The organism is Gordonia marina (assembly GCF_052036135.1).
In the GTDB taxonomy this organism is placed as follows: domain Bacteria; phylum Actinomycetota; class Actinomycetes; order Mycobacteriales; family Mycobacteriaceae; genus Gordonia.
Map to the genome: position 1 here is coordinate 31,922 of NZ_JBPSDN010000012.1, position 24,592 is coordinate 56,513.

General features: G+C 69.3%; 22 protein-coding genes and 5 tRNA genes. 14 read left to right on the top strand and 13 right to left on the bottom strand.

The features are described from left to right. Positions 1 to 112: 112 nt before the first annotated feature. The 3 genes from ACSEEN_RS09650 to ACSEEN_RS09660 form a co-directional block, all read right to left on the bottom strand. A complete protein-coding gene (locus ACSEEN_RS09650) occupies positions 113 to 418 on the bottom strand; it encodes a DUF1416 domain-containing protein (RefSeq protein WP_247866364.1) in 306 nt (101 codons plus the stop codon). Positions 419 to 435: 17 nt separating this feature from the next. Next, on the bottom strand, positions 436 to 1,263 hold the full coding sequence (locus ACSEEN_RS09655) for a sulfurtransferase (RefSeq protein ID WP_371307529.1): 828 nt from the start codon (positions 1,261 to 1,263) through the stop codon (positions 436 to 438). A gap of 75 nt (positions 1,264 to 1,338) precedes the next feature. Further along, positions 1,339 to 2,220 (bottom strand): LmeA family phospholipid-binding protein, encoded by an 882-nt coding sequence (locus ACSEEN_RS09660; protein WP_440713054.1) that lies wholly within the window; start codon positions 2,218 to 2,220, stop codon positions 1,339 to 1,341. A gap of 90 nt (positions 2,221 to 2,310) precedes the next feature. Here ACSEEN_RS09660 and ACSEEN_RS09665 point away from each other — a divergent pair, with 90 nt between their 5' ends. The 6 genes from ACSEEN_RS09665 (at position 2,311) to pstB (ending at position 7,992) form a co-directional block, all read left to right on the top strand. Beyond that, positions 2,311 to 3,018, top strand: a complete 708-nt coding sequence (locus ACSEEN_RS09665) for a winged helix-turn-helix domain-containing protein (RefSeq protein ID WP_440713108.1) — start codon at positions 2,311 to 2,313, stop codon at positions 3,016 to 3,018. A 67-nt stretch (positions 3,019 to 3,085) separates the two neighbouring features. After that, positions 3,086 to 4,111, top strand: coding sequence for a mycothiol synthase (gene mshD / locus ACSEEN_RS09670; protein WP_440713055.1), 1,026 nt, complete (start codon positions 3,086 to 3,088; stop codon positions 4,109 to 4,111). A 119-nt stretch (positions 4,112 to 4,230) separates the two neighbouring features. Further along, entirely contained in the window at positions 4,231 to 5,301 is a 1,071-nt protein-coding gene (gene pstS, locus ACSEEN_RS09675) for a phosphate ABC transporter substrate-binding protein PstS (RefSeq protein ID WP_440713056.1), read from the top strand. Between the two features lie 14 nt (positions 5,302 to 5,315). After that, positions 5,316 to 6,323 (top strand): phosphate ABC transporter permease subunit PstC, encoded by a 1,008-nt coding sequence (gene pstC, locus ACSEEN_RS09680; protein WP_298440837.1) that lies wholly within the window; start codon positions 5,316 to 5,318, stop codon positions 6,321 to 6,323. Positions 6,324 to 6,327: 4 nt separating this feature from the next. Continuing rightward, positions 6,328 to 7,185: a phosphate ABC transporter permease PstA gene (gene pstA, locus ACSEEN_RS09685; RefSeq protein ID WP_440713057.1), complete on the top strand. Its 858-nt coding sequence runs from the start codon at positions 6,328 to 6,330 to the stop codon at positions 7,183 to 7,185. Positions 7,186 to 7,215: 30 nt separating this feature from the next. Next, on the top strand, positions 7,216 to 7,992 hold the full coding sequence (gene pstB, locus ACSEEN_RS09690; RefSeq protein ID WP_440713058.1) for a phosphate ABC transporter ATP-binding protein PstB: 777 nt from the start codon (positions 7,216 to 7,218) through the stop codon (positions 7,990 to 7,992). Positions 7,993 to 8,175: 183 nt separating this feature from the next. Here pstB and phoU read toward each other — a convergent pair whose 3' ends face one another. The 5 genes from phoU to ACSEEN_RS09715 form a co-directional block, all read right to left on the bottom strand. Next, a complete protein-coding gene (gene phoU / locus ACSEEN_RS09695) occupies positions 8,176 to 8,838 on the bottom strand; it encodes a phosphate signaling complex protein PhoU (RefSeq protein WP_298440829.1) in 663 nt (220 codons plus the stop codon). Between the two features lie 65 nt (positions 8,839 to 8,903). Beyond that, on the bottom strand, positions 8,904 to 11,198 hold the full coding sequence (locus ACSEEN_RS09700) for an LCP family protein (protein WP_440713059.1): 2,295 nt from the start codon (positions 11,196 to 11,198) through the stop codon (positions 8,904 to 8,906). 77 nt (positions 11,199 to 11,275) lie between these two features. Further along, complete coding sequence (gene dusB / locus ACSEEN_RS09705) at positions 11,276 to 12,460, bottom strand: tRNA dihydrouridine synthase DusB (protein ID WP_283255298.1); 1,185 nt, start codon at positions 12,458 to 12,460, stop codon at positions 11,276 to 11,278. Positions 12,461 to 12,513: 53 nt separating this feature from the next. Continuing rightward, positions 12,514 to 13,509, bottom strand: a complete 996-nt coding sequence (locus ACSEEN_RS09710; RefSeq protein WP_440713060.1) for an acyl-ACP desaturase — start codon at positions 13,507 to 13,509, stop codon at positions 12,514 to 12,516. A gap of 173 nt (positions 13,510 to 13,682) precedes the next feature. Continuing rightward, positions 13,683 to 14,213: a nuclear transport factor 2 family protein gene (locus tag ACSEEN_RS09715; protein WP_440713061.1), complete on the bottom strand. Its 531-nt coding sequence runs from the start codon at positions 14,211 to 14,213 to the stop codon at positions 13,683 to 13,685. 175 nt (positions 14,214 to 14,388) lie between these two features. Between ACSEEN_RS09715 and ACSEEN_RS09720 the strand changes: the two genes are divergently transcribed. Next, positions 14,389 to 15,903, top strand: a complete 1,515-nt coding sequence (locus tag ACSEEN_RS09720; RefSeq protein ID WP_440713062.1) for a WS/DGAT/MGAT family O-acyltransferase — start codon at positions 14,389 to 14,391, stop codon at positions 15,901 to 15,903. Positions 15,904 to 15,928: 25 nt separating this feature from the next. On the opposite strand, the gene ACSEEN_RS09725 is transcribed toward ACSEEN_RS09720, so the two are convergent. The 3 genes from ACSEEN_RS09725 to ACSEEN_RS09735 form a co-directional block, all read right to left on the bottom strand. Further along, a complete protein-coding gene (locus ACSEEN_RS09725) occupies positions 15,929 to 16,693 on the bottom strand; it encodes a hypothetical protein (RefSeq protein WP_440713063.1) in 765 nt (254 codons plus the stop codon). Positions 16,694 to 16,721: 28 nt separating this feature from the next. Next, a complete protein-coding gene (locus tag ACSEEN_RS09730; protein WP_247866384.1) occupies positions 16,722 to 18,518 on the bottom strand; it encodes an N-6 DNA methylase in 1,797 nt (598 codons plus the stop codon). A gap of 124 nt (positions 18,519 to 18,642) precedes the next feature. Further along, positions 18,643 to 20,661 (bottom strand): NAD(+) synthase, encoded by a 2,019-nt coding sequence (locus ACSEEN_RS09735; protein ID WP_440713064.1) that lies wholly within the window; start codon positions 20,659 to 20,661, stop codon positions 18,643 to 18,645. A gap of 35 nt (positions 20,662 to 20,696) precedes the next feature. On the opposite strand from ACSEEN_RS09735, the gene ACSEEN_RS09740 reads away from it, so the two are divergent. The 3 genes from ACSEEN_RS09740 (at position 20,697) to ACSEEN_RS09750 (ending at position 23,152) form a co-directional block, all read left to right on the top strand. Continuing rightward, positions 20,697 to 21,263 carry a copper resistance CopC family protein gene (locus ACSEEN_RS09740; protein WP_440713065.1) on the top strand — a complete coding sequence of 189 codons (567 nt, stop codon included), beginning with the start codon at positions 20,697 to 20,699 and terminating at the stop codon, positions 21,261 to 21,263. Beyond that, positions 21,256 to 22,170 carry a CopD family protein gene (locus ACSEEN_RS09745; RefSeq protein ID WP_247866387.1) on the top strand — a complete coding sequence of 305 codons (915 nt, stop codon included), beginning with the start codon at positions 21,256 to 21,258 and terminating at the stop codon, positions 22,168 to 22,170. Before ACSEEN_RS09740 ends, ACSEEN_RS09745 begins: the two co-directional genes overlap by 8 nt. Positions 22,171 to 22,246: 76 nt before the next feature. Beyond that, positions 22,247 to 23,152, top strand: coding sequence for an alpha/beta fold hydrolase (locus ACSEEN_RS09750; RefSeq protein WP_247866388.1), 906 nt, complete (start codon positions 22,247 to 22,249; stop codon positions 23,150 to 23,152). 48 nt (positions 23,153 to 23,200) lie between these two features. Here ACSEEN_RS09750 and ACSEEN_RS09755 read toward each other — a convergent pair. Both ACSEEN_RS09755 and ACSEEN_RS09760 read right to left on the bottom strand, forming a co-directional pair. After that, positions 23,201 to 23,273 (bottom strand) — tRNA-Lys (locus tag ACSEEN_RS09755). Between the two features lie 65 nt (positions 23,274 to 23,338). Further along, on the bottom strand, positions 23,339 to 23,968 hold the full coding sequence (locus ACSEEN_RS09760) for a TetR/AcrR family transcriptional regulator (protein ID WP_298441731.1): 630 nt from the start codon (positions 23,966 to 23,968) through the stop codon (positions 23,339 to 23,341). A 132-nt stretch (positions 23,969 to 24,100) separates the two neighbouring features. On the opposite strand from ACSEEN_RS09760, the gene ACSEEN_RS09765 reads away from it, so the two are divergent. The 4 genes from ACSEEN_RS09765 (at position 24,101) to ACSEEN_RS09780 (ending at position 24,546) form a co-directional block, all read left to right on the top strand. After that, a tRNA-Glu gene (locus tag ACSEEN_RS09765) sits at positions 24,101 to 24,173 on the top strand. Positions 24,174 to 24,209: 36 nt separating this feature from the next. After that, positions 24,210 to 24,286 (top strand) — tRNA-Asp (locus ACSEEN_RS09770). Between the two features lie 51 nt (positions 24,287 to 24,337). After that, positions 24,338 to 24,411: transfer RNA gene (locus ACSEEN_RS09775), tRNA-Phe, on the top strand. 58 nt (positions 24,412 to 24,469) lie between these two features. Further along, positions 24,470 to 24,546: transfer RNA gene (locus ACSEEN_RS09780), tRNA-Asp, on the top strand. Positions 24,547 to 24,592: the final 46 nt, after the last annotated feature.

Sequence of the window (24,592 nt, forward strand, 5' to 3'; positions counted from 1 at the left end):
GCCCGGTGTCCGCGGTGTGGAGGGCTTTTGAGAGTCTGACCCGTCTGGCAGCGCAAGAACTCGAAAGCCCCGACCCGCCATGAGGCGGATCGGGGCTTCGATGAGCGAAGAGCTACTTCGCGACGGTGACGTCCTGGTTGTGGATGCCGGGGCCCTCGGGGCTGACCGTCACGTCGCCGTTGCCCTGGGAGCTGAGCGCGCGGAGCGTCCAGGTGCCGGGGGCGGCGAAGAAGCGGAAGTCGCCGGTGGCCGAGGCCACGACCTCGGCGGTGAACTCACCGGTGCCGTCGAGCAGACGCACGAACGCGCCGGCCACGGGGGTGCCCGCACCGTCGACGACCTGCCCGGTCAGGACGGTCTCCTTCTCGACGTCGACGCCGGCCGGAATGGTCTGACCCTGCTTGGGGGCTGCGCACATAGCAGTTGTCCTCTTTCTCAGATCTCGATCGGAACGCCGACGAGCGAGCCGTACTCGACCCAGCTGCCGTCGTAGTTCTTGACGTTCTTCTTGCCCAGCAGCTCCTGCAGCACGAACCAGGTGTGGCTGGAGCGCTCGCCGATGCGGCAGTAGGCGATGGTCTCCTTGGCGTCGTCGAAGCCCTTCTCCGCGTACAGCGCGGTCAGCTCGTCGTCGCTCTTGAAGGTGCCGTCCTCGTTGGCGGTGGTCGACCACGGGATGTTGATCGCGCCGGGCACGTGGCCGCGCTGCTGCGCCTGCTCCTGGGGGAGATGCGCCGGCGCGGAGATCTTGCCGGAGAATTCGTCGGGGCTGCGGACGTCGACCAGGTTCTTGACGCCGATCGACTCGACCACCTCGTCGCGGAAAGCGCGGATCGAGGCGTCGGCCGGCTGCGCGACGTAGGTGGTGGCCTCGCGCACGACGGTCTCGCCGTTCAGCGGGCGGCCGTCCAGCTCCCACTTCTTGCGGCCGCCGTCGAGCAGACGGACGTCCTTGTGGCCGTAGGTCTTGAAGTACCAGTAGGCGTAGGCCGCGAACCAGTTGTTGTTGCCGCCGTACAGCACGACGATGTCGTCGCCCGCGATGCCGCGCTCGCTCAGCAGCTTGGAGAAGCCGTCGGCGTCCAGGAAGTCGCGGCGCACGCCGTCCTGCAGATCCTTGCGCCAGTCGAGGCGAACCGCACCCGGGATGTGGTTGAGGTCGTAGATCGAGGTGTCCTCGTCGACCTCGACGAACACCACCTCGGGGTTGTCCAGATTCTGCTCAGCCCAGTCGGCGCTGACCAGCACATCGGCACGTGCCATGGTCGATCCTTTCATCGGTGCTTGCCACTGGGACCCGACGGTACAACAGCTCGCCGACGGTCCTGACCGACGAGTTCAGTAGGTGCCGGGGGTCACCGTGCCCGAGGGGGCATCGCCGGCCAGGATCAGGTCGCTTCCGCGGGTGAATGCACTGGTCGGGGGAGTTTTCCACGCCATCGGGAGGATCGGCAGCGTCGTTGAGAAGAGTTTAAGTACGCGTGAGCGAAATTCCGGCGGGACGTCGTCGGAGAAGTGTTCTTCGGGCCCGGTGTAGAAGTCGGTGGCCTGAATCCGGAGGCGTCCATCCTTCACGAAAACCCGTGCGGTGACGCTCACCTTCACCTTCGGATGGTGGTATTCCGACGCCGACGGCGGGTACTTGCCGTCGTACGGCGGCGAGCCGGGCAGCGGGACGGTGCCGCTGAGCATGATGCCGTCGGTGCGCTCGATGAGGCCGTCGCCCGGACCGCCGCCGCCGACCTTGCCCTTCGGTGCGGGGCTGTTGATGTAGAGGTCGATGATGTTCATCAGCCGGCCCAGGTTCGGCGAATTGACGCGCGTCTCGGCCACCATTCGATGGAAGTGGATGGGCGATGTGGGCGAGACGTCCCAGACGTTCCCGACGGTCGGGTGATACAGCCGCGCGCCGACGTCGACGGTGCAGGCGCCGAGGTCGCCGCAGTCGTCGATGCCGACTCCGCGGGCGCTGATCGTCATCTTGGGCAGCGCACCGCTCGACATCTCGGTGAGGAACGGGCGGCCCGAGTAGACCACCTCGGGTTCGTAGGTGATCATGGGCGACGACATCAGTGCCCGCGCCATCCGATGTTCCGCCCGCGAGGCGGTGATCAGGTCCGCGATCAGGGCGATGACCAGCAGTGCGACCACCACGACCACGGCCGCGGCGACGCTTCGGCGAGCGCGCACGGCACCGGTGATTCGGGTCGGAGGGGTCATTGCCGCTATTCTGTCACTAGAGTTTTACGGAGCTGCGGCCAGCGTCGATCGACAGCCCACATGCAAGGCCACCTCGAGATCGGAGTGGTAGTGGACCTGTTGCTGTTGACCGACGAGGACTCCGCGGACGCGGTGCTCTCCTGCATTTCCCTGCTTCCGCACCGTGTGCGGGTGCTTCCCGCGGACACTTCCGCCCTCACCGAACTCGGCGACGCCGAGGTGATCGTGGTCGACGCCCGGCGTGACCTGGCCGGCGCGCGGGCGCTGTGCCGTCTGCTGCAGGGGGGTCGTGCGCGGCTGGCCGCCGTCCTCACCGAGGGCGGTCTGGTCGCGATCACCGCCGACTGGGGTATCGACGACTTCCTGCTCCCGGAGACCGGACCCGCCGAGCTCGACGCCCGGCTGCGGCTGCTGGTCGCCCGCGGTGCCGGCGGCGACACCGAGCCCGACGACCGGGTGACCCTCGGTGAGCTGGTGATCGACGAGGCCACGTACACCGCACGGCTGCGCGGCAAGCCGATCGACCTGACGTACAAGGAGTTCGAGCTCCTCAAGTTCCTGGCGCAGAACGCCGGCCGGGTCTTCACCCGCGCGCAGCTGCTGCACGAGGTATGGGGCTACGACTTCTTCGGCGGCACCCGCACCGTCGACGTGCATGTACGACGACTCCGCGCCAAACTCGGCAGCGACCACGAGGCCCTGATCGGGACCGTCCGCAACGTCGGCTACAAGGCGGTCCGTCCCCCGCGTGGTCGCGACGCCTCCCCGGACGAGGAACCCGACGACGAGGCCGGCTGACCTGTCGTGCCCGGCTTGACCGCCATTCCGGTCGAGCCGAAGGTGCGAGCCGCTGGATACGCACGACATGTCCACTACCGTGGTGCCTGTGACACCGACGACGCCTCCGCGCACCCATCGCGGCCCTCTGTCCGCTGCCGATCTGGCCGACGTCCGGGGGGTGATCGCCCGGGCCGAAGCCGCCGACGGCGTCGCGCCGTTGTCCGAACAGTTCCGGCTCGCGCTGGAATCGCCGGACGGAATGCACCTCCTGTCGCCGCACGGGTACGCGGGGATCGTCGTCGCACCGTCGGGGGAGGCCGCCGTGGAAGGCGTGATCGACCCCGAATACCGAGGAAACGGTGAAGGCGCGCTGCTGATCGCGGCGGCGCTCGGCGAAGCACGACATGCCGGTTCCGGCTCCGCCCCCTCCCTCTGGGCCCACGGCGACCTGCCCGGGGCCGCGGGACTGGCCCGGAACCTCGGCCTCGAACGTGTCCGCGAACTCCTGCAACTGCGTCGCGCGCTCCCGCCGGCCGGGGCGGGGGCGCTCCCACTGCCGCCGCTGCCGGGGCGCGACGACATCGTGCTGCGCACCTACGCGGGACCGTCGGACGACGCCGAGATCCTGCGCGTGAACAACGCCGCGTTCTCCTGGCATCCGGAACAGGGCGGCTGGACGCAGCGGCAGATCGACGACCGGACCGGGTCGGAGTGGTTCGATCCCGCGGGGTTGTTCCTGGCGTTCGACGCTCCGGCGGACCGGGGGCCGTCTTCCCTTCGACACGCCTCCTTCGTCGGCGGCTCAGGGGGCGACGGGGCGGGGGGCGACGGCACGGGGGACGGGAAGCTGCTCGGCTTCCACTGGACCAAGGTGCACCCGGCGGGGGAGAAGGGCCCGGAAGCACTCGGAGAGGTGTACGTGGTCGGCGTCGATCCCGACGCTCAAGGACGCGGGCTCGGATCCCTGCTGACCCTCGCCGGCCTGCATCATCTGGCCGATCGCGGGCTCACCGAGGTGGAGCTGTACGTCGAGGGCGACAACGTCGCCGCCCTCTCCACCTACCGCCGCCTCGGCTTCACTCCCTACGCGATAGACGCGGCCTACAGGTGAACGGGTTCGCCGCCGGGGCGTCAGCTGTTCGTATTCACGACATCTGACGGATCGTCCGGGCTCATCGAGCGTCGATAGCTTCGCAGTGTCGTCGAAGCAATCGAAAGGCTTTCACCCGCATGTCTGCGATCTCCAAGACCACCGCCCGTACCTCCGCCGCACTCTCGGTGGCCGTCGCCGCGGGGCTTCTGCTGTCCGCGTGTGGCGGCTCCGGGAGCCAGACCACCGTGACCGGTGAAGGCGCCACCTCGCAGCAGAAGGCGATGACCTACTTCGCCGACGTGCTCACCAAGAACAGCGACGTCGTCCTCGACTACACCGGCTCGGGTTCGGGCGCCGGCGTCAAGAAGTTCATCGCCGGCGACGTCGACTTCGCCGGCAGCGACTCGCCCCTCAAGCCCGACGAGGCCACCGACGCCAAGAAGCGCTGCGGCGGCAACGACGCCTGGCACCTGCCGCTCGTCGCCGGCCCGGTCGCCATCGCGTACCACCTCGACGGTGTCGACAAGCTCAACCTCAACGCCGCCGTGCTGGCCGGGATCTTCGACTCGAAGATCACCAAGTGGAACGACCCGAAGATCGCCGCGCTGAACCCGGGCGTCAAGCTCCCGGACACCGCCGTCGTACCGGTGCACCGCACCGACAGCTCAGGCACCACCGAGAACTTCACCCGCTACCTCAGCGTCGCGGCCCCCGCCGAGTGGACCCACAAGCCGAGCAAGGAATGGGCCGGTCAGGGCGGATCGGGCGCGGCCAAGTCGACCGGCGTCGGCGACACCGTGAAGAAGACCCCGGGCGCCATCACCTACGTCGAGTGGGGCTTCGCGACCGAGAACAAGCTGGGTGTCGCCAACCTCGACTTCGGCGCCGGCCCGACCGAGCTCACCGCGCAGTCGGCGGGTAAGGCCCTGGAAAACGCCAAGTTCGCGAACCCGGGCAGCAAGGACCTCGTGGTCGACACCGACGCGCTCTTCGGGCTCTCCGAGGAGGGCGCGTACCCGCTCATGCTGACCACCTACGAGATCGTCTGCTCCAAGGGCTACTCCGACTCCAAGACCGGCCCCGCGCTGAAGACCGCGTTCAGCACGATCCTCGCCAAGGGCCAGGACGGCCTCGCCGACCTGGGCTTCGTGCCGCTGCCCGCGCAGTTCACCGCCGCCCTGCGCGGCACGGTTGACGCACTCGGATGAGTAGCCCCGAGCTGATGGCGAGTCCGCACGCCGCTCCCGCCCCGGTCGTCAAGAACGACGACCGGGGCGGCCCGGAGCGCCCGGACAGCCCGCTGACCAAGGTCTCGCACCTGGGTGACCGGGTGATGGCGACCCTGGCGACCGGCTCGGGCATGCTCGTGTCGGCGGCGATCGGCCTGATCGCGCTGTTCCTGCTGATCCAGGCCGTCCCCGCGCTCGCCAAGAACACCGAGAACTTCTTCACCTTCACCGGGACGTGGGTGGTCTCCGGCAGCGAGCTGAAGTTCGGCATCCCCGCGCAGTTCTACGCCACCGTGCTGGTGTCGGTGATCGCCCTGATCATCGCCATGCCGGTGTCGCTCGGTATCGCGATCTTCGTGACCGAGTACGCGCCGCCGAAGGTGGCCGCGCCGATCGCGTACGTCGTCGACCTGCTCGCCGCCGTGCCGTCGATCGTCTACGGCCTGTGGGGCATCCTGGTCCTCGGCCCGGCGATGGTCGGCCCCAACAAATGGCTGGTCGACAACCTCGGTTTCCTCCCGTTCTTCCGGCAGCCGCAGAACGTCGCCAACATGTCGACCGGCGGCACCCTGCTGACCGCGGGCATCGTGCTCGCCGTGATGATCCTGCCGGTGATCACCGCCGTCACCCGCGAGGTGTTCACCCAGACCCCCAAGGGTCAGCGGGAAGCGGCCCTCGCGCTCGGCGCCACCAAATGGGAAGTGGTCCGCACCGCGGTGCTGCCGTTCGGCTTCTCCGGCTACATCAGCGGCTCCATGCTGGGCCTCGGCCGCGCGCTCGGCGAGACCATGGCGCTGCTGCTGATCATCTCCAGTGTCGGCCCGATCAACTTCAACCTGATGGAGAGCGGCGAGACCTTCGCGACCGTCATCGCCAACAACGCCGCCGAGTTCGACTCGCCGGTCAAGACCGGCGCCTACATCTCGGCCGGCCTGGTGCTCTTCGTCCTGACCTTCATCGTCAACGCGGCGGCGCGTGGCGTGATCTCCCGGAAGGGCTGAACCCATGGCACTCGAATTGACGACGACGTCGACGCGCCGGAAGGTGACCAACCAGGTCGCTCGCGCGGCCGTCGTCCTGTCGGTGCTGCTCGCGGTGCTGCCGCTCGGCTGGCTGGTGGTGACCCTGGTCAGCCATGGGATCTCGCCGATCCTCAACGCGGCGTGGTGGACCCAGGCCGAACGCTACGGCGGTGCGGCCAACGCGATCATCGGCACGCTGATCCAGACACTCCTGGCCGCCGTGATCGCGGTGCCGCTCGGCATCCTGGTCGGCGTGTACCTGGTGGAGTACGCCGACCGGAACAAGCGGCTGATCAAGCTCACCACGTTCATGGTCGACGTCCTGTCCGGTGTGCCGTCGATCGTCGCGGCGCTGTTCGTGTACGCCGTCTGGCGGACCAGCCTCGACCTGCCCCGCTCGGGCTTCGTGGTCGCCCTCGCCCTGGTGCTGCTGATGGTGCCGCTGGTGGTGCGGTCCACCGAGGAGATGCTCAAGATCGTCCCGCACGACCTGCGCGAGGCGTCGTACGCCCTCGGCGTCCCGAAGTGGAAGACGATCATGAAGATCGTCCTGCCGACCGCGATGAGCGGCATCATCACCGGCGTGATGCTCGCCGTGGCCCGCGTGATGGGCGAGTCGGCGCCGGTGCTGATCCTGGTCGGCGCCACCCGCGCCACCAACTGGAATCCCTTCGAGGGCAACCAGCAATCGCTGCCGCTGATGATGCTGCAGGAGTACAACAACGGCCCCAGCGGCTACGACACCGTGTGGGGCGCCGCCCTCACCCTGGTCATCGCGGTCGGCATCGTCTACGTCGCCGCGCGCCTGCTGGCCCGATTCACCGGCGTCAAGGCCGCCTGACCCGTTCCGGAAGTACAAGAAAGCGATCCCATGGCCAAGAGCCTGACACTGCAAGACCTGAACATCTACTACGGCGACTTCCACGCGGTGAAGGACGTCTCCCTCGACATCGCACCCCGGACGGTCACCGCCTTCATCGGCCCCTCGGGCTGCGGAAAGTCGACGGTGCTGCGCACCCTCAACCGCATGCACGAGGTGACCCCGAACGCCTACGCCACCGGATCGGTGCTGCTCGACGGCCTCGACCTGTACGGCAAGGGCGTCGATCCGGTGAGCGTGCGGACGACGGTCGGCATGGTCTTCCAGAAGGCGAATCCGTTCCCGACCATGTCGATCCGCGACAACGTGGTCGCCGGACTGAAACTGGCCGGCGTGCGCGACAAGAAGAAGCTCGACGAGGTGGCCGAGGCCAGCCTGCGCGGCGCCAACCTCTGGAACGAGGTCAAGGACCGGCTCAACAAGCCGGGCGGCGCGCTCTCCGGCGGCCAGCAGCAGCGGCTGTGCATCGCGCGCGCCATCGCGGTGTCGCCGCAAGTGCTGCTGATGGACGAGCCGTGCTCGGCGCTCGACCCCATCTCCACGCTCGCGATCGAGGACCTGATCGCCGAGCTGAAGAAGCAGTACACGATCGTCATCGTCACGCACAACATGCAGCAGGCCGCCCGCGTGAGCGACCAGACGGCGTTCTTCAACCTGCCGGGTGTCGGCCGGCCGGGTGAGCTGATCGAGGTCGGCGCGACCAGCGAGATCTTCCAGAACCCGACGCGCAAGGAGACCGAGGACTACATCTCCGGCCGCTTCGGCTGATCGCCGCACCGAGACAGCCGACCGTTCGCGCGGGTCCCGAAAGGGGCCCGCGCGAAGTCGTCGTATCTGTCGGTCGCTGACCGACAGATACGACGATCTCGCGCCGCGGATTCCGGCTCGGCTCGAGGCACCCGATGCAGAAGACCCCGGCGGGGTTCCGTCGGGGTCTTCGCGGTGGAAGGATCAGCCTGCTTCTTGCAGCTGTTCCGGGGTCTTGCCCGTGGCCTGGAAGACGACGCGGCGGGCGATGGAGACGGCGTGGTCGGCGAAGCGCTCGTAGTAGCGGCCGAGGAGGGTCACGTCGACGGCGGAGGCCACCCCGTGCTCCCAGTCGCGGTCCATCATCACGGTGAACAGATGGCGATGGAGGTCGTCCATCGCATCGTCGTCCTCCATCAGCGCGAGGGCGTCCTGGGGGTCCTGGCTCTCCAGCACGCGGTGCGCGTTGCGGGCCAGTTCGACGGCCAGGCGGCCCATCTCGGTGAAGTATCCGGCCACCTCTTCGGGGAGCACGCGGAACGGGTGGCGGCGTCGTGCCACCTTCGCGACGTGCAGGGCCAGCGCGCCCATCCGGTCGATCTCGGACACCAGCTGAAAGCCGCCGACGATGGTGCGCAGATCACCGGCGACCGGGGCTTGCAGGGCCAGCAGCTCGAAGGCCATCTCCTCGGCTTCGGCGGAGCGCTCGGTGAGCCGGTCGTGGTCGCTGATCACCTGCTCGGCGAGTTCCAGGTCGGCCTCCAGGAGGGCGTGGGTGGCGCGTTCCATCTCGTTGCCGACGGTGTCACACATCTCGCCGAGCAGCGCGTTGAGCGCAGCCATCTGCTCCTGGTAGGCATCCCGCATGGCGCCAATAGTACGGCGGCGACCGGTACCCGGGACCGACCTGCGGGTGACGCGGGAGTGAACAGTCAGGAGCAGGTGGTGTCGCCGGCGTTGGTCACCGACAGGTCGTTCGGCAGGTCGCTGTTGGTGTTGGCCGGGGGCAGCTGGCCGACCGACAGGGTGCTGCCCGGGCTGGGCGGATCGGCGATCGCCGAGGTGCCCTGGAAGTCGGTTCCGAGGATCACCTCCACGCCCACCTTCACGGTGCGATCCTCCTGGATCTTGGCGCCCGGGAACATCTTCGCGATGGTCGCCGCCGAGTCCTGCTCACCGGCGCCGTAGCGCACGACGGTGTCGCTCTCCTTGGTCGACGCGTCGGCGACGCCGGGCACGGTGAAGCCCTCGCGGATCAGGACGTTCATCACCTCGGTGGCGACGCCCGTCTGGCCGGAGCCGTTGAGCACCCGGACGGTCATGTTGGTCGGGTACTGGGCGGTGGCGTCCACCTGCGACGGGGTCGGCGCGGGCTTCTCCGACGACGACTTCGGGGCCGTGGTCTCCCCCTTCTTCGGCTTCTGCTTCTTCTCGCCGGGGAGGGGCTTGTCGTCGATGATCGCGTTGAAGATCGCGTGGATGTCGTCCATGCGCGGGATCTCGTTGTTGGAGCCGTCCTGCGCGGTGCCCGACGTCGGGATGGTGAGGAAGGTGACGCGCCCGGCGTCGACGCCCTGCATCGAGTCGGCGAGCTGCACCAGGGAATCGATGTTGACGTTGTCGACCGTCGAATACTTGATGAAGGTGTTGAGGATCTTCTTCAGCTTCGTCGGATTCGACATCACATCGCTCGACAGCGTCGACCGCAGCAGCGATGACATGAACAGCTGCTGGCGTTTGATCCGGCCGTAGTCGCCGTTGCCCTCGACCGAGATGTTCCGGGCGCGCACGTAGTTCAGGGCGCGCTTACCGGTCAGCTTCTGGGTACCGGGCTTGCGCAGGATGTAGCCGAGTTCGTAGTCGTACAGCGGGACCGTGGAGCAGACCTTGACGCCGCCGATCACGTTCACGACCTTCTCGAAGCCCTCGAAGTCCATCCCGATGAAGTGGTTGATGTACAGGCCGCTGATCTTGGTCAGGGTCTTGACCAGGCACGACGGTCCGCCGATCGCGTAGATGCTGTTCAGCTTCACGTCCGACTCGGCCGGCACCACGACGGGCTTGCCGGTCGACGGATCGTCCGGGTAGGTGCCGGTGTTCGAGTCCCACTGCTCGCATTCCGGGCGGTCGACCTGCAGGTCGCGCGGCCAGGAGACGGCGACGACGCGGCTGCGGTCGGCGGGGATGTTCACCAGCAGGATGGTGTCCGAGCGGATGCCCTCGATGGTGGTGCTGTCGCCGCCGCCGATCTTGCCGTTCACGCCGGCCCGGGAGTCGGTGCCGACGATCAGGTAGTTCTCGTCGCCGGTCTGCGCACCCTTGTTGCGGATGTTCGGGTCGTTGGCGTTGATCGCGGCGGTGGTGTTCCACTTGCTGTCGATGGCCAGGGCGTTCCACACGTAGCCGGTGCCGACCAGGGTCAGAATGCACGCGAGGGCGACCAGGACGCGCCCGGTGTTGCGGGCCGCGGCCACGCTGAACGACCGGCCGGTGCGACGGGGACGCCGCCGGTCGAGCTGGACCTGCTCGATCGCGCCGGTCAGATCCGGGGTGGGCTCCAGGGGGCGTCGTTCACGAGCGGCGTGCTCGGCGCTCGGCGGCTGCGGGGCGGCCGTGGCCGCGGCGGTGTCACCGGGCGCCGGTGCCGAGGGGGCCTTCGCGGGCTGTTCGGGCGCGGCCGGCTGCGGGCGGTCCGGGGCCGGGGAGGTCTGCTCGGCCGGTGTCCGGGGGGCCTGGGATCGCGACTCGCGCTGGGCGCGCTCGGCGGTCGCCGCGGCCGACAGGTCGACCGGCCCGGTGGTCTCGGCGACCGGCGGGAGCATCTGGGTGATGTCGGCCGGCGGCGCGGGGACCTGCGGCCGGGTGGGGACCGGGGGCTGCGCGGGCTGGGCGGCGGGCGGCGCGGGCGGACCGGTGGGCGTCGCCGGGCGGGGCGGGACCGGAGCCTGCGCGCGCGGCGGGTTCTGGGCCGGCGGCGGAGGCGTGGCGGGAGCGTTCTGGACGCCCATCTGCTCCATCAGCTCGCGGACGGTCACCCGGCCGCGGCCGCGCACCGGAATCTCCCGGCGGGCGGGTTCGCGGAGTCCTTCGCGGCGTTCGGTCGGCTCCGGCTCGCCGAACCGGGCGCGGAAGTCGTACGACTGCGACGTTCGTCCCGCACGCCGGGATCGACGCGCCGCGCCCGAAGGGCCGTCCGGCGTCGGCGAACCGGGTTCGTCTGAAGTCACGTCAAGGAGTCCTTTAGAGATGGGCTGGAAACATCGTAGAGGCAGGAACTGAGAAAGATCTCAACTCGGCCCTCGCGTCAGCCTCCGGAGTGCATGATTTCGGCGCCTTCGGGCACGACGTCCTCTTCGGGATCGTCGAGCCAGCCCTCCGGCAGGTGGACCGGAGCCGGTGACCCCTGCCGCCCGCGCGGTCCGTGGGCATCGGCGGGGAAGGGGGCGTCTGGGTCCAGGCCGTCGATCAATCGTTGCAGGTCCGCGAGGGATTTGACGAGTGAGAGCGAGGACCGCAGGTCCGAGCCGGCCGGGAAGCCGCGCAGGTACCAGGCGATGTGCTTGCGGATCTCGCGCATGCCCTTGTCCTCGCCGTGGTGGGCGCTGAGCAGTTCGCCGTGCCGGTACATGATCTGGGCCACTTCGCCCAGCGTCGGCGCCGCCGGAGCGGGCAGGCCTCGCAAACGGGCCGACAACTCCGCGAACAGCCACGGGCGTCCCAGGCAGCCGCGCCCGATCACGACGCCGTCGCAGCCGGTCTGCGCCATCATCGCGGCGGCATCGTCGGGCTCGAAGATGTCGCCGTTGCCGAGCACCGGCACCGAGGTGACGTGCTCTTTGAGGCGGGCGATCTGGTCCCAGTGCGCGGTGCCGGAGTAGCGCTGCGAGGCGGTGCGCGCGTGCAGCGCGACGGCCGCGGCCCCCTCCTCGGCGGCGATGCGCCCGGCGTCGAGGTGGGTGTGGTGGTCGTCGTCGAGCCCGATGCGGAATTTGACGGTCACCGGGATGTCGGTGCCCTCGGTGGCCTTCACGGCGGCGGCCACGATGTTGCGGAACAGCCGGCGCTTGTAGGGGATGGCCGAGCCGCCGCCGCGCTTGGTGACCTTGGGGACGGGGCAGCCGAAGTTCATGTCGATGTGGTCGGCGAGGTCCTCGTCGACGATCATCTTCGCCGCCTTGTAGGTGTACTCCGGGTCGACGGTGTACAGCTGCATCGACCGCGGCGTCTCCGACGGGTCGAAGGTGGTCATGTGCATGGTGACCGGATGGCGCTCGTAGAGCGCGCGGGCGGTCACCATCTCGCACACGTACAGGCCGGAGACGGTGCCGGTGCGCGCGAGTTCGAGTTCGCGGCACAGCATGCGGAAGGCGACGTTGGTGACGCCGGCCATCGGGGCCAGGACCACCGGACTGCCGAGTTCCAGCGAACCGATCCGCAGGGGTGCGCGGGCGTCGTGTCCGGGCGACGGCGAACCGGCGCCCTCGAAGATCGAGGGCGCCGGTGTCGGGTGCGTATCGAGAGTCAGTTCCGTGGCTCCGTCGCTCAGGAGGCCTGCTTGGCGGCCTTGGCGGCCTCGCGGGCGAGAGCGCGGTCGCGCATCTCCTCGAAGCGGGTGGCGTCCTTGTCCAGCTGCTCGAGGAAGGTGGCCAGCTCCTCGCGGGTCTTCTCGCCCTCCGGGCCGAAGTCGGTGCGGTTGAAGATGTCCCACTTGCGCAGGACCGGCATGACGACCTCGTCCAGGTGCTGGCGCAGGTCGTAGATGCCGTGCTTGGCCATCAGCACGCCGTGGCGGCGGAAGTTCGGCATGCCGGCGCCCGGCATCTGGAAGTTGGTGACGATGTCGGTCACCGCGCGCAGCGTCTGGTCGGGCGACAGGTCCATGCCGGCACCGCAGATGTTGCGGTAGAAGATCATGTGCAGGTTCTCGTCGGCGGCGATGCGCTGCAGCATCTTGTCGGCGATCGGATCGTTGCAGGCCTTGCCGGTGTTGCGGTGGCTGACGCGCGTGGCGAGTTCCTGGAAGGTCACGTAGGCGACCGAGTGCAGCAGGCCCACCTCGTCGATGTCGTGCTCTTCGAGTTCGGCGGCGTGATCCTGGGCGACGAGCAGCGGGTCGTACCCGTTGGTCATGTGGATCATCCGGGCCTCTTCGAGGGCGACCGGATCCACGCCGCGGGTCACCACCAGGTAGTCGCGCATGACGATGCCGTGGCGGTTCTCCTCGGCGGTCCACCGGCCGACCCAGTGGCCCCACGCGGAATCCATCGAGAAGTTGTCGGCGATCACCCGGTGGTACGAGGGCAGGTTGTCCTCGGTCAGCAGGTTGGTGATCATGGCGGCCTTGGCCACCTCGTTCAACTGGCTCTGCTCGGGGTCGTAATCGGTACCGCCGAGGGCCGCGTAGTCCTCGCCCTCGTCCCACGGGATGTAGTCGTGCGGATTCCAGTCACGGGCCACCTTGAGGTGCCGGTTGACGTTCGCTTCCGCGGTCGACTCGAGCTCCCGGAGAAGCTCGAGCTGCGTGAGTTGACGTGCCATCGGTTGATTCCTCTTGGTCGGGGACATTTTCTGCCGTCGTTCACGGTCGGCAGAGTTCTGCTATTTCCCAGGCTACGTCAATCGCGGCGCCCCTCCCAAGTTGTTCGGCAGGGTTTTGCGGCACGTCGTCCGGGGTGATTCACCCGGCATATCGCACCGTGGTCGGCCCGTTGTTACGCTTCCGTAGCTTTCGGGCGCGGTGCGAAGGCGGCGCCGACGGTCCGCATCCAGTCGAGCGCGGGCTCGTCGAGCGTGCCGCAGGCCCGCGCCCGTTCGCACCAGCAGTAGGCCATCGCGCCGAATTCGAGCGGGTTGTAGACGTCCTCCTCGCGGCACCACAGGCCGTCGCCGGCGTAGGTGAGGATGGTGAGGTTGGTGGCCGTCCACACCGAACCGTCGCCCGGATCGCGCATCGGGTTGTCCACCTCGCAGATCACCCGGGAGGTGGCCGGATCGGTCACGTGCCACAGTGCCGGATACTCCGTCATGTGGCTGCCGGGGAACGCGGTCATGGTCTTGGTGACCCAGGCGCGGATGGCCTCGCGGCCGGTGAAGGCGCCGTAGGCGTGTTCGACGTACTGCGCGTCACGGGTGAACTGATCGGCCCAGCGATCCCAGTCCCGGCTGACGGCGACCTCGGCGACGGTGCGCTGAAATCCGGCAAAGGCCGCGTCGAGTTCGGCGGCGGTGAAGGGCGTGGTCACGACCCCGATCATAGGCCGGAACTAGAACGTGTTCCACTAGTGGCGGGAAGGTCGCGCCGCCGATGTGTGACGTGCGTCCACGTCGGCCCACCCGGTGCGCGCGGCGGGTCTAGTGTGGATTGTTGTGTCCCCGGGGTGATCGCGGGACGCGAACGGTGCCGATGGAGGAGCGGGAATGGAACGGCTGAGCGGTCTGGATGCGTCGTTTCTGTATCTGGAGACGCCGTCGCAGGTGATGAACGTCGCCGCGATCATGCAGATCGATCCGGGGACGATTCCCGGGGGCTACAGCTTCGAGAAGATGCGGGGCGAGATGGCCCGCCGCGTCAAGGGTCTCCCGATCTTCCGGCGCAAGCTGGCCGACTCGCTGACCAACCTCGACCACCCGGTGTGGGTGGAGGACGAGGACTTCGTGATCGAGCGGCACGTGCACCGCATCGCGATCCCGTCGCCCGGCCGGATCCAGGAGGTGGCGCAGATGTCCAGCCACCTGATCGGCCAGGAACTCGACCGCAAGAAGCCGCTCTGGGACCTCTGGGTGATGGAGGGCATGGCGCAGGGCCGCGTGGCGCTGCTCCTGCGGATGCATCACGCCTCGGTCGACGGTGCCACCGTGGCCGACATCCTGGGACAGCTCGCCACCCTCAGCCCGGAGCCGCCGGAGCTGGATCCGGAACTGGTCGCCACCACCGCGGGCAGTGCGCCGCGCGGTGAACTGGCGGTCGGCGGCGCGTTCAACTTCTTCGTCCACCGCCCGGTGGCGGCGCTCAAGCTGATCCCCAAGACCGTGCCGGTGCCGTTCGAATGGATCAAGCGGGTGCGATCCGGCGACGGCATGCCCGCGCCGTTCCTGGCGCCGCGCACGCGGTTCAACGCACCGCTCACCCCGCGGCGCAGCCTGGCGCTCACCCAGCTGCCGCTCGCCGACGTCAAGCGGGTGAAGGACCACTACGGCGTCAAGATGAACGACGTGGTGCTCGCGATGACCGGTGGCGCACTGCGCGACTACCTCGCCGAGCACGACGAACTGCCGGAGGAACCGCTGGTCGGCCTGGTGCCGGTGTCGGTGCGCGGCGCCGACGAAGGCGACCTGGTGGTGGCCGGAACCAACAAGGTGACCGGCATGTTCACCCGGCTGCCGAGCCTCGTCGCCGATCCGGTGGAGCGCATCCGGGTGGCCGGCATCTACGCGAACCAGGCCAAGGCGCACCACCAGGACGTGGACCCGAACATGCTGCGCGCGTTCGCCGAGTTCGCCCCCGGCAACACGCTGGGCGCGCTGATGCGGATCTACGCCGACCGCCGGCTGTCGGTGCTGCATCCGCCGGTGTTCAACACGGTGATCTCGAATGTCGCGGGGCCGTCGTTCGACATGTACTTCCTCGGCGGCAAGGTGGAGTCGGTCTATCCGCTGGCGCCGATCTTCCACGGGCTCGGCCTGAACATGACCGTGTTCTCGGCGGCCGGCATGCTGAACGTCGGAATCCTGACCTGCGCCGACCTGACCACGGATATCTGGGATCTGGCGAGCGCCTTCCACGCTCAGCTCGACCTGCTGACCGCCGCCGTCGACGCCGAGGTGGCCGCCACCGAGGTGGCCGAGCGTCTCGACGCGGCCGAGCGCGCCGCCGCGGAGGCCGCCGAGATCGAGGAGATCGCCGTCGACCTCGACGGAACCGACCAGCCGTGACCCGCGAGTCTCGGGAGCCCGCGGACTACTCGAAGTAGTCCAGCCAGATATTGCGCTGCCGGAACGTGTCGACGAGCCTGTCGACGAACGTGCTCACCCGGAGATCGCGTTGGCCGAGCGGCACCGAGGTCTGCACGAGGTCATCGCGGATCGTCGGCAGCGGGGTGTTCTGAAAGTCGACGACCAGGTAGGCGAACTGGTCGTAGACGCCGCGAATGTCCTTGTACAAGGTGCCGTCCCGGCCCGTGATGGCGTTGTACATGAGCGCGTATCGGGCGTGGTCGGGATGTTCGTCGCGCAGGACCTTCCGCCCTTGGACCGTTCCCCACTTCTTACTCAGCAGGGGATGGAGGTACGCGTATCCGTAGACGGCCATGGGGAACCGGTCCTGGAGACTGATGCATTCGCCGATGATCCCCTGGTAGTACTCGAGGACGTTGTTGCCCACGGAGGTCATCTGGCTCCGCACCCCGACGCTCAGCAGCACGCCGTTGTCGGGGTGGATCACGGCGACGTCCGCATCCTTCGGCTTGTGCGAGCCGAACAGCTTCACTTCCTCTTTGACTTCGACGCCGTCCCTGAGCGCGGTCGTGGTGAGGCGGGACCGCAGATCGTCGGCGATGTACTTGTGAAGCATCTTGATGAAGCCCTGCCCGCGCACCGCTTTGACCGGATCGAGGTCGTACGTCGCCTTCATATCGCGCAGGACGTCTTCGAGCGACGGCGGCGCGATGACGAGCGGGGGCGTGGAGGCGGGCTTCGGCATGGCCTGCACATTACGCGTGGTCACCGGCGGCGCCGCCGTCCGCGGAGGGCGCTCAGTCCTTCGCTCGGCGCCAGCGCCGGAGGGTCTGGGCGCCGTCCCGGACGGCCGCGAGGCCGTCGTCGCCGACGAGCCGCCTGATCGACGCGGCCCCGGCGTCGTAGGCCGCCGTGGTGTCGCCGCCGGCCAGCGCGGTGTCGAGGGCCCGGCGGTCCGGCGGCAGAGAGTCGGGCCGGTGGAGGACCTTGACCCCGTCGGCCTCGCTCGGCACCGCGATCATCACGCCGCCGCCGAGCGAGTGGACCTCGATCTCGATGCTGAGCAGGGTCAGCGGCGTGTACCACGAGTCGGCGAAATCCCGGGCGGTCTCGCCGCTGCGCAGATAGCCGCCGAGAACGCTGTTGGAGATCATCCACCCGGCGTCGTTGACGTGGAGCCGGGGCCGATCGCTGAAGGTCGTGAGGATGACGTCGGGTACCCGGACGCCGGGAACGACATACCAGGGCTTGCGGATTCTGCACTTGTAGGCCATGTCCACGGAGTCGTGCTCGCCCTGCGCGATGTACGTCCGCTCACCCTCGGTGAGTCGCCGCGGGTCCGGGAGCCACAGCGTGGCCTCGGGGTCCATGGAACCGGTGGTCAGCGCCGCCCGGGACACCTGGCGAGAACTGGCGATGGTCGGCAGCAGGGAACGGCTCGGCAGCCGGAAGTCGCGGACCGTCTCGCGGTCGGGGTGGAAGAAGGGCTTGTTGCCGGAGACGTAGCCGATGTTGAACTTCGCCCGGTCGCCGGCTCGTCCGCTGTGCGGTTCCAGTGCGGCGAGGGTCTCCCTGGTCGCCTGCGGCAGGAGCGCGTGCTGAAAGACCCGTTTGCCGGCCACCACGTCGTCGAGAGCCACCGGCACTCCTCGTCCGGTGACGGTGGCGGGCAGGTCGGACAGTTTGTCGCAGGCGAGCACGTTCACCTGCTGCGTCGAGCCGCCCCGGGCATCGGCCAGCAGGATCAGGACGTTCTGCAGGATGCCCTTGAACACGCGTTCCCGGAACCGCAGGATCGTCAGCGAGCCGAACGACCGGCCCAGATGGCGCCAGAGCGGTTGTGCGTAGCGGACATAGGTGAAGTCCAGGGGCAGTACGAAGGCCAGCCGGCCGCCCGGCCGCAGCTGGGCGGTGGCCTTGGCGACGAACGGCATCCAGGCGCTGCCGCTGGGCTCCATCGGCGACCCGAGCGCCGCATCGGCGCTGCGCATCGCCGATCGCCGGAGAGCGGGCGGCAGTTCCCGGACGCGGACGTACGGCGGATTCCCGATGACGGCATCGACCATGGGCAGGTCGGTCGCGGCCAGGAAGTCTCCGACGCGCAGACGTTCGGCGGCGACCGCTCCGCTGTCGATCGCGTTCGCGGCGGTCTCCGGGTCCAGCTCGCAGGCGTACAGGTGCGGCCGGCTCCAGGCGCGGGAGTCGGCGTACGCGTTGACCGCGTGGGCGAACTGCCCGTCGCCGACGCTCGGCTCGAGGACGACGTCGTCGGGGGACCGGATCGCCCACTGGACGATCAGCGTCGACGCGTCGTCGGGCGTGAAATACGCGCCCCGGGAGCGCTGGTCCGAGCGGGGGGACCGGGCGTGCAGAGCGATCTGGCGCCCGAACTCCTCGATGTCCTCGGCCCGGTAGACGTTGCCGTGCATCGATGCCACCGGCTCCGGCATGGCCGTGGGGATCCCGGTCTTGGCGGTCTTGGCGCGTGTGGCCCAGACCTTGAACGTGTTCAGCGGAACCCCGAGCATGAGGGCGGCGCGACGATTGTCGACGAGCCCGTGGACGGGGCCGTCCAGAGCTGACTCAGGGACCATCCCGTGAGTGTAATGAGTCATTACGACACTTCCTCGAGCCTGCCGACACCGGAGCGATGATCGCCGTGCGAAGGCTAGCGCGGCCCTACGACAGACCGCCGCCGCCGATCGAGCCCGGATCCGGTCAGTCCAGGGCGTCGAGCCAGGCGGTCGAGGGCGCGTCCGACGGTGCGCGCCAGTCGCCGCGCGGGGACAGCGAGCCGCCCGAGCCGATCTTCGGGCCGTTCGGCATCGCGGTGCGCTTGAACTGATTCGCCATGAACCGCTTGAGGAACACCTCCAGCCAGCGCCGGATGGTGGCGGCGTCGTAGGCGTGGCGCTCGTCGTCGCTCATCATCGACGGCCAGATACCGGCCGCCACGTCGCTCCACGCCTGCTCGGCGAGGTACGCGATCTTCGCCGGCCGGTAGCCGAAGCGGGTGAGGTAGTAGAGGAAGAAGTCGTGCAGCTCGTAGGGGCCGACGGTGTCCTCGGTGCTCTGTACGGCGCCGTCCTCCCCGGGCGGGACCAGCTCGGGGGTGATCACGTCGGCGAGGATCTCGCGCAGCGCCGCGGTGGTCTCCGGCGCGTACGACCCGGCGTCGATCATCCAGCGGATCTGGTGCTGGATCAGCGACTTGGGGACCGAACCGTTGACGTTGTAATGCGACATCTGATCGCCCACGCCGTAGGTGCACCAGCCCAGGGCCAGCTCGGAGAGGTCGCCGGTGCCGAGCACGATCCCGCCGAGCTGATTGGCGAGCCGGAACAGATGCGAGGTGCGTTCGCCGGCCTGCACGTTCTCGAAGGTCACGTCGTACACGGGGTGCCCGTCGGCGAACGGGTGACCGAGGTCGATCAGCATCTGCTCGCACGACGGCCGGATGTCGAGCTCGTTGCCGCTGACCCCGAGCGAGTCCATCAAGACGTGGCTGCGGGCGAGGGTGTGCCCGCCGGTCGCGAAACCGGGCATCGTGTACGCGTGGATGTCGCTGCGCGGCAGACCGAGCCGGTCGAAGGTCTCCACCGCCACCAGCAGCGCGAGCGTGGAGTCGAGGCCGCCGGAGACACCGATCACGATCTTCGACAGTCCGGTCGCGCGCAACCGCTGGGCCAGGCCCTGGACCTGGATGTTCATCACCTCGCGGCAGCGGCGGTCGCGGTCGGCGCCGGACGCGGGGACGAACGGGAAGCGGGGAACCGCGCGGAGCAGGTGGTCGTCGGCGCGGTCGAGGTCACCGAGGGTGAAGCCGATCCGGCGGAAACCGCGGACCTGGTCGGCGACGTCGCCGACCTGATCGCGCAGGCTGATCATCCGGGCGCGTTCCTGGCGGAGCCGGTCCAGGTCGACGTCGGCGACGACCAGCTGTTCGGTCATCGCGAAGGCCTCGCTGCGGCCCAGGAGGGTGCCGTTCTCGGCGATCAGCGCGTCGCCGTCCCACGCCAGGTCCGTCGTGGACTCGCCGAATCCGGACGCGACGTACACCTGCGCGGCGACGCACCGCGCGGAGTGTCCGGTGACGAGTGACTGCCGGTAGCTCTCCTTGCCGATGGTCACCGGGCTGCCGGAGAGATTGATCAGCACCGTCGCGCCGGCCAGTGACGCCCACGTGCTCGGCGGGATCGGTACCCAGCCGTCCTCGCAGATCTCGGCGTGCACCCGGAAACCGGGCAGGTCGGTCGCCTCGAAGATCAGGTCGGTGCCGAACGGCACCTCGCGGCCGCCGAGGAGCACCGAGTCGACCACGGCGTCGCGCGCCGCCGCGAAGTAGCGCTGCTCGTAGAACTCGCGGTAGTTCGGCAGGTAGCTCTTCGGGGTCACCCCGAGGATCTCCCCGTCCTGGATCAGCACCGCGCAGTTGAAGAGGGCATCGTCGACCCGCAGCGGGGCGCCGACGGCCACCAGGGGGCGCAGGCCGACGGTGGCCGCGGCGATCTCGTCGAGCGCCGTCATCACCGCGTCGAGCAGGGCGTCCTGCTGCACCAGGTCGTCGACGCTGTAGCCGCACAGCCCGAGTTCGGGGAAGACGACCAGTGCCGCATCGCGCTCGTGGGCGGCGCGGATCAGTTCGATGGTGCGCTCGGCGTTGCGGCGCGGGTCCGCCAGCGCCAGCACGGGCACGGCGGCGGCGAGACGGGCGAAGCCGTGTGAGTAGACCGACACGGCGTCCACGGTATCGCGCGTGGCAGCATGGGGGCATGACGAACCCGGCCTCCGCCCGCACCCTGTCGGTCCGGCGCATTCCGTTGCTCGCTGCGCTGCTGACGGTGCTCGCCCTGACCGGGGCGCTGCTCGGGGCGGGCCCGGCGTCCGCGCATTCGGCCGTCGTCGGATCGAGCCCGGAGAACGGTGCCGAGGTCGACCGCTCGCCGGGCGTCGTGTCGATCACCTTCAACGAGGACCTGCGGCCCGAATACGCGGTCCTCAAGGTGGTCGGGCCGGACGGCAACTTCTGGCAGCAGGGCGATCCGACGGTCCAGGGCCGGGTGATCTCGGTGCCGGTCAACGCTCTCGGGCCGACCGGGGAATACCAGGTCAACTATCGCGTCACCTCGGCCGACGGCCACCCCGTGCAGGGGCAGCGCACGTTCACCCTCACCGTCGCGGGTAACGGTCAGCCGGGAGTGAAGGCCGACGCCGACACGCTCTCCATCAAGAACGAGGACCACGGCTTCCCGGTCTGGGGAATCGTGCTGATCATCATCGCGGCGCTCGTCGTGATCGGCGGCGGATTGGCCGTCGCCCTCCGCCGCCGGGGTGCCTGACCTCCCGATCGGCCCCGTCCGGGCGGCGCTGCCGGCCGTCGCGGCGGCCGGTGCGCTCCTCGGCGTCGCGATCTGCGGGCTGCTCGCCGGACGCGCCGGGCCGGAGGGTTCGGCGTGGGCCGCGGCGCTCTCGCTCGGCGCGGCCTGCCTGCTGGTCGGTCTGGGCGGACTCGAGTACGTCGAGGCCCGGCCCTCGCGCGCACTGATCGCGGCGGTGGCCGGATTCTGGGGCGCCACGTCCCTGGTCGCGGCCTGGCTGGAACTGGCCGGGCGGGCCGGCGTCGGACCGTGGCGGCTGGGTCTCGGCGATCTGATGCTCGGCCTGGAATCCGGACTCGCCCCGCTGATCTGCGTGGGCGGCGCGGTCCTGGTGCTGATCTGGTGCGCCCGGCCGTTCGCCGCGCAGGTGCTGGTCGCGGTGATCGCCGCGGCCGGCGTGCTGGCCCTGTCGATCAGCGGGCACGCCGCGACCGGCGCGTGGACCCCGCTGCTGGTCGGCGCGCATGCCCTGGCGGCCGCGTGGTGGACGGGGACGCTTGCCGCGCTGGCGGTCAGCGTCCGCGGGCGGCGCGGATGGTCGGTGTCGCTGCCGCTGTTCTCCGGGTACGCGCTGTACGCGGCCGCGGTGCTCGTCGCGACCGGGGTGCTGGCCGCGCTGGTGGAGCTCGGGGTGAGCGCGCGATGGTGGGACACCGGCTACGGCCGGGTGGTGCTCGCCAAGGCCGCGATCCTGGTCGTGGTGCTGGCGTTCGCGGCGACGCATCGCCGTCGATGGGTGCCGGCGGCGGCCCGGCACGCGGCGCCCGAGGCGGTGTCGCTGCGGCGCGCGGCCGTCGAGACCATCCTGCTGAGCGTGGTCCTGGGGCTGGCCGCGGGGCTGGCCACGACCGCGCCCGGAGTGTCGTGAGCGCTGTCCGGCGCACAGGAAACCGCCGAGACGATTCACAGGAGTTGTCCAGCCTCGCCGGGTAGCGTTACTCGCCGTGGGCAAGAACAGTCTCGGGTTCGGTTCTCTCAAGCGCGCCGTCGGGCATGTCGTGCGGCCCTATCCGGTCCGGGACCTGCCGGAGGGCCGGTACCTGGAGTTGCCGGGCCGGGGCACCACGTTCATCACCGACTCGGGCCCGCGTGAAGCGCCGGTGCTGTTTCTGCTCCACTCGGTGGCGACCACCGGCCTGCTCTGCTGGTACCCGGTGATTCCGGAGCTCGGCCGCGATTTCCGGGTGATCACCATCGACCATCGCTGGCACGGCCGCGGCATCCGGTCGGCGGATTTCACGCTGGAACTCTGCGCCGACGACGCGGTCGCGGTCGCCGACCGGCTCGGTATCGAGAGCTTCATCGCGGCCGGCTTCTCCATGGGCGGCGGCATCGCGCAACTCGCGTGGCGCCGGCACGCGGATCGCGTCGACGGTCTGGTGCTGTGCTCCACCGGGCCGTACTTCTCCAGCAACGACCCCGAGGAACTGGCCCGGGATCAGCGGATGGGCGCGGTCGCGGCGCGCTTCGACCGCTTCGTGCCGGTTCCGTCCGACCGGCGGCTCAACGACTGGTCTGCGCATCCGGCGAAGTGGGGGATCAGCCAGTTCCTGTCCACCCCGATGAGCAAGCTCGGCGCGTTCAGCGGGGCGATGGCCGCGTTCGACGCGCGCGACTGGCTGGGCGAGGTCGACGTGCCGACCTCCGTCGTCGTCTCCACCCGCGACAAGACCGTCCCCCCGGAGCGGCAGCGGCTGCTCTCCGGCGGGATCGGCGGCGCGCTCGAATTCCCGGTCGACGGCGGTCACGCGGTGTGTGTGCTCGGCGCCGAACGCTTCGTCCCGGCCTTCGGTGACGCCGTCCGTTCGGTGCTCGCCCGCACGCGGGAACCTGCGGCGCTGTCCGGCTGAGATGCGCCAAAGGGCCCCGGTCGACCTTCCGACCAGGCCCCTTCGCGGTGCCCCCAGTAGGGCTCGAACCTACGACCTGCGGATTAAAAGTCCGTAGCTCTACCAACTGAGCTATAGGGGCGGGCGCGTCACGCGCGAATGCAGCTTACCGGGTGTTCGCGTCCCGGGCAGCACCGGCCACGCCGGTCACGGGCCGTAGATGCGCAGGAAGTTGGCGACGGCCTGGTCGGCGCGCACCCGGAGAGCGTCGGGAGTCATGCGGGCGTCGCCGAGGAGCGCGCGCATCTGGTCGTCCTGCACCACCAGGCCGTAGAGCTCTTTCGCGGCGCGCGGGGCGTCGTCGATGCGGAGCAGTCCGGCACGCGAGGCGTCGGCCAAGTACGCGGCGAGAAGCGGTCGCTGCCGGTCCGCGCCGTCGCGGAGCACGACCGGGCCCAGCGCCGGCTCGTTCATCGCCGCGCGCAGAATCGCGAGCGACAGGTCGCCGTGCAGGACCCGCAGCAGCTGGTGGGTCCAGGCGGTCAGGACCTCGCGCGGGTCCTGCTCGGTGGGCGACGAGGCGTGCACCTGGATCTGCGTGAGGTCGTAGTTGCGCTCGGCGATGGCGCTGACCAGCGCTTCCCGATTGCCGAACCACGAATAGATGGTGCTCTTGGAGGCGCCGGTCCGCTCGGCGACCGCGTTCACCGTGAACGACGGATAGCCGCGCTCCACCAGAAGTGCGGCGGCGGCGTCGAGCATCGCGGACTTGCGGGCGGCCACTTCGCCGGTCCGGGGCCGGCCGCGGCGACTGGGGCGCGGGGCGTCCTGCGTCATGGCTAGAAGGTACTCGGCCGAGGCGATCCGCGCGACACGATGCGGTCATCCGAAACGGGAGGCTTGACCAGGCGATTTGTGAATCGCGGACGGTGTGCCATACGCTGATCAAGCTCCCAACGAGGACATCCGGCCCCCTTCGTCTAGCGGCCTAGGACGCCGCCCTTTCAAGGCGGTAGCGCGGGTTCGAATCCCGTAGGGGGTACGCTCTGCGATGAAAATCGCGGACATAACTGAACATGGCCCTGTGGCGCAGTTGGTTAGCGCGCCGCCCTGTCACGGCGGAGGTCGCGGGTTCGAGTCCCGTCAGGGTCGCCAGTATGGCGACGATGTGTCGCACGTCGCGTGCGTGCATGTCAGCAATACCACGGCCAGGTAGCTCAGTTGGTACGAGCGTCCGCCTGAAAAGCGGAAGGTCGCCGGTTCGATCCCGGCCCTGGCCACTCGGCCCCCGGTATTCCGGGGGTTTTCCTGCGTCCGGCGCGGGAGACAACAAAACATGGCCCTGTGGCGCAGTTGGTTAGCGCGCCGCCCTGTCACGGCGGAGGTCGCGGGTTCGAGTCCCGTCAGGGTCGCCATGTGTGAACAATCCCCCAAGAGATAAAATCTGGGGGATTGTTCGTC

What these genes read in the sequence shown, in the direction of transcription:
- pstC (WP_298440837.1), top strand. Translation starts at nt 5,316, where the DNA reads ATGGCGAGTCCGCACGCCGCTCCCGCCCCGGTCGTCAAGAACGACGAC.
- ACSEEN_RS09710 (WP_440713060.1), bottom strand. Translation starts at nt 13,509, where the DNA reads ATGGCACGTCAACTCACGCAGCTCGAGCTTCTCCGGGAGCTCGAGTCG.
- ACSEEN_RS09655 (WP_371307529.1), bottom strand. Translation starts at nt 1,263, where the DNA reads ATGGCACGTGCCGATGTGCTGGTCAGCGCCGACTGGGCTGAGCAGAAT.
- phoU (WP_298440829.1), bottom strand. Translation starts at nt 8,838, where the DNA reads ATGCGGGATGCCTACCAGGAGCAGATGGCTGCGCTCAACGCGCTGCTC.
- ACSEEN_RS09660 (WP_440713054.1), bottom strand. Translation starts at nt 2,220, where the DNA reads ATGACCCCTCCGACCCGAATCACCGGTGCCGTGCGCGCTCGCCGAAGC.
- pstS (WP_440713056.1), top strand. Translation starts at nt 4,231, where the DNA reads ATGTCTGCGATCTCCAAGACCACCGCCCGTACCTCCGCCGCACTCTCG.
- pstA (WP_440713057.1), top strand. Translation starts at nt 6,328, where the DNA reads ATGGCACTCGAATTGACGACGACGTCGACGCGCCGGAAGGTGACCAAC.
- pstB (WP_440713058.1), top strand. Translation starts at nt 7,216, where the DNA reads ATGGCCAAGAGCCTGACACTGCAAGACCTGAACATCTACTACGGCGAC.
- ACSEEN_RS09730 (WP_247866384.1), bottom strand. Translation starts at nt 18,518, where the DNA reads ATGGTCCCTGAGTCAGCTCTGGACGGCCCCGTCCACGGGCTCGTCGAC.
- ACSEEN_RS09740 (WP_440713065.1), top strand. Translation starts at nt 20,697, where the DNA reads ATGACGAACCCGGCCTCCGCCCGCACCCTGTCGGTCCGGCGCATTCCG.
- ACSEEN_RS09760 (WP_298441731.1), bottom strand. Translation starts at nt 23,968, where the DNA reads ATGACGCAGGACGCCCCGCGCCCCAGTCGCCGCGGCCGGCCCCGGACC.
- ACSEEN_RS09720 (WP_440713062.1), top strand. Translation starts at nt 14,389, where the DNA reads ATGGAACGGCTGAGCGGTCTGGATGCGTCGTTTCTGTATCTGGAGACG.
- ACSEEN_RS09650 (WP_247866364.1), bottom strand. Translation starts at nt 418, where the DNA reads ATGTGCGCAGCCCCCAAGCAGGGTCAGACCATTCCGGCCGGCGTCGAC.
- mshD (WP_440713055.1), top strand. Translation starts at nt 3,086, where the DNA reads ATGTCCACTACCGTGGTGCCTGTGACACCGACGACGCCTCCGCGCACC.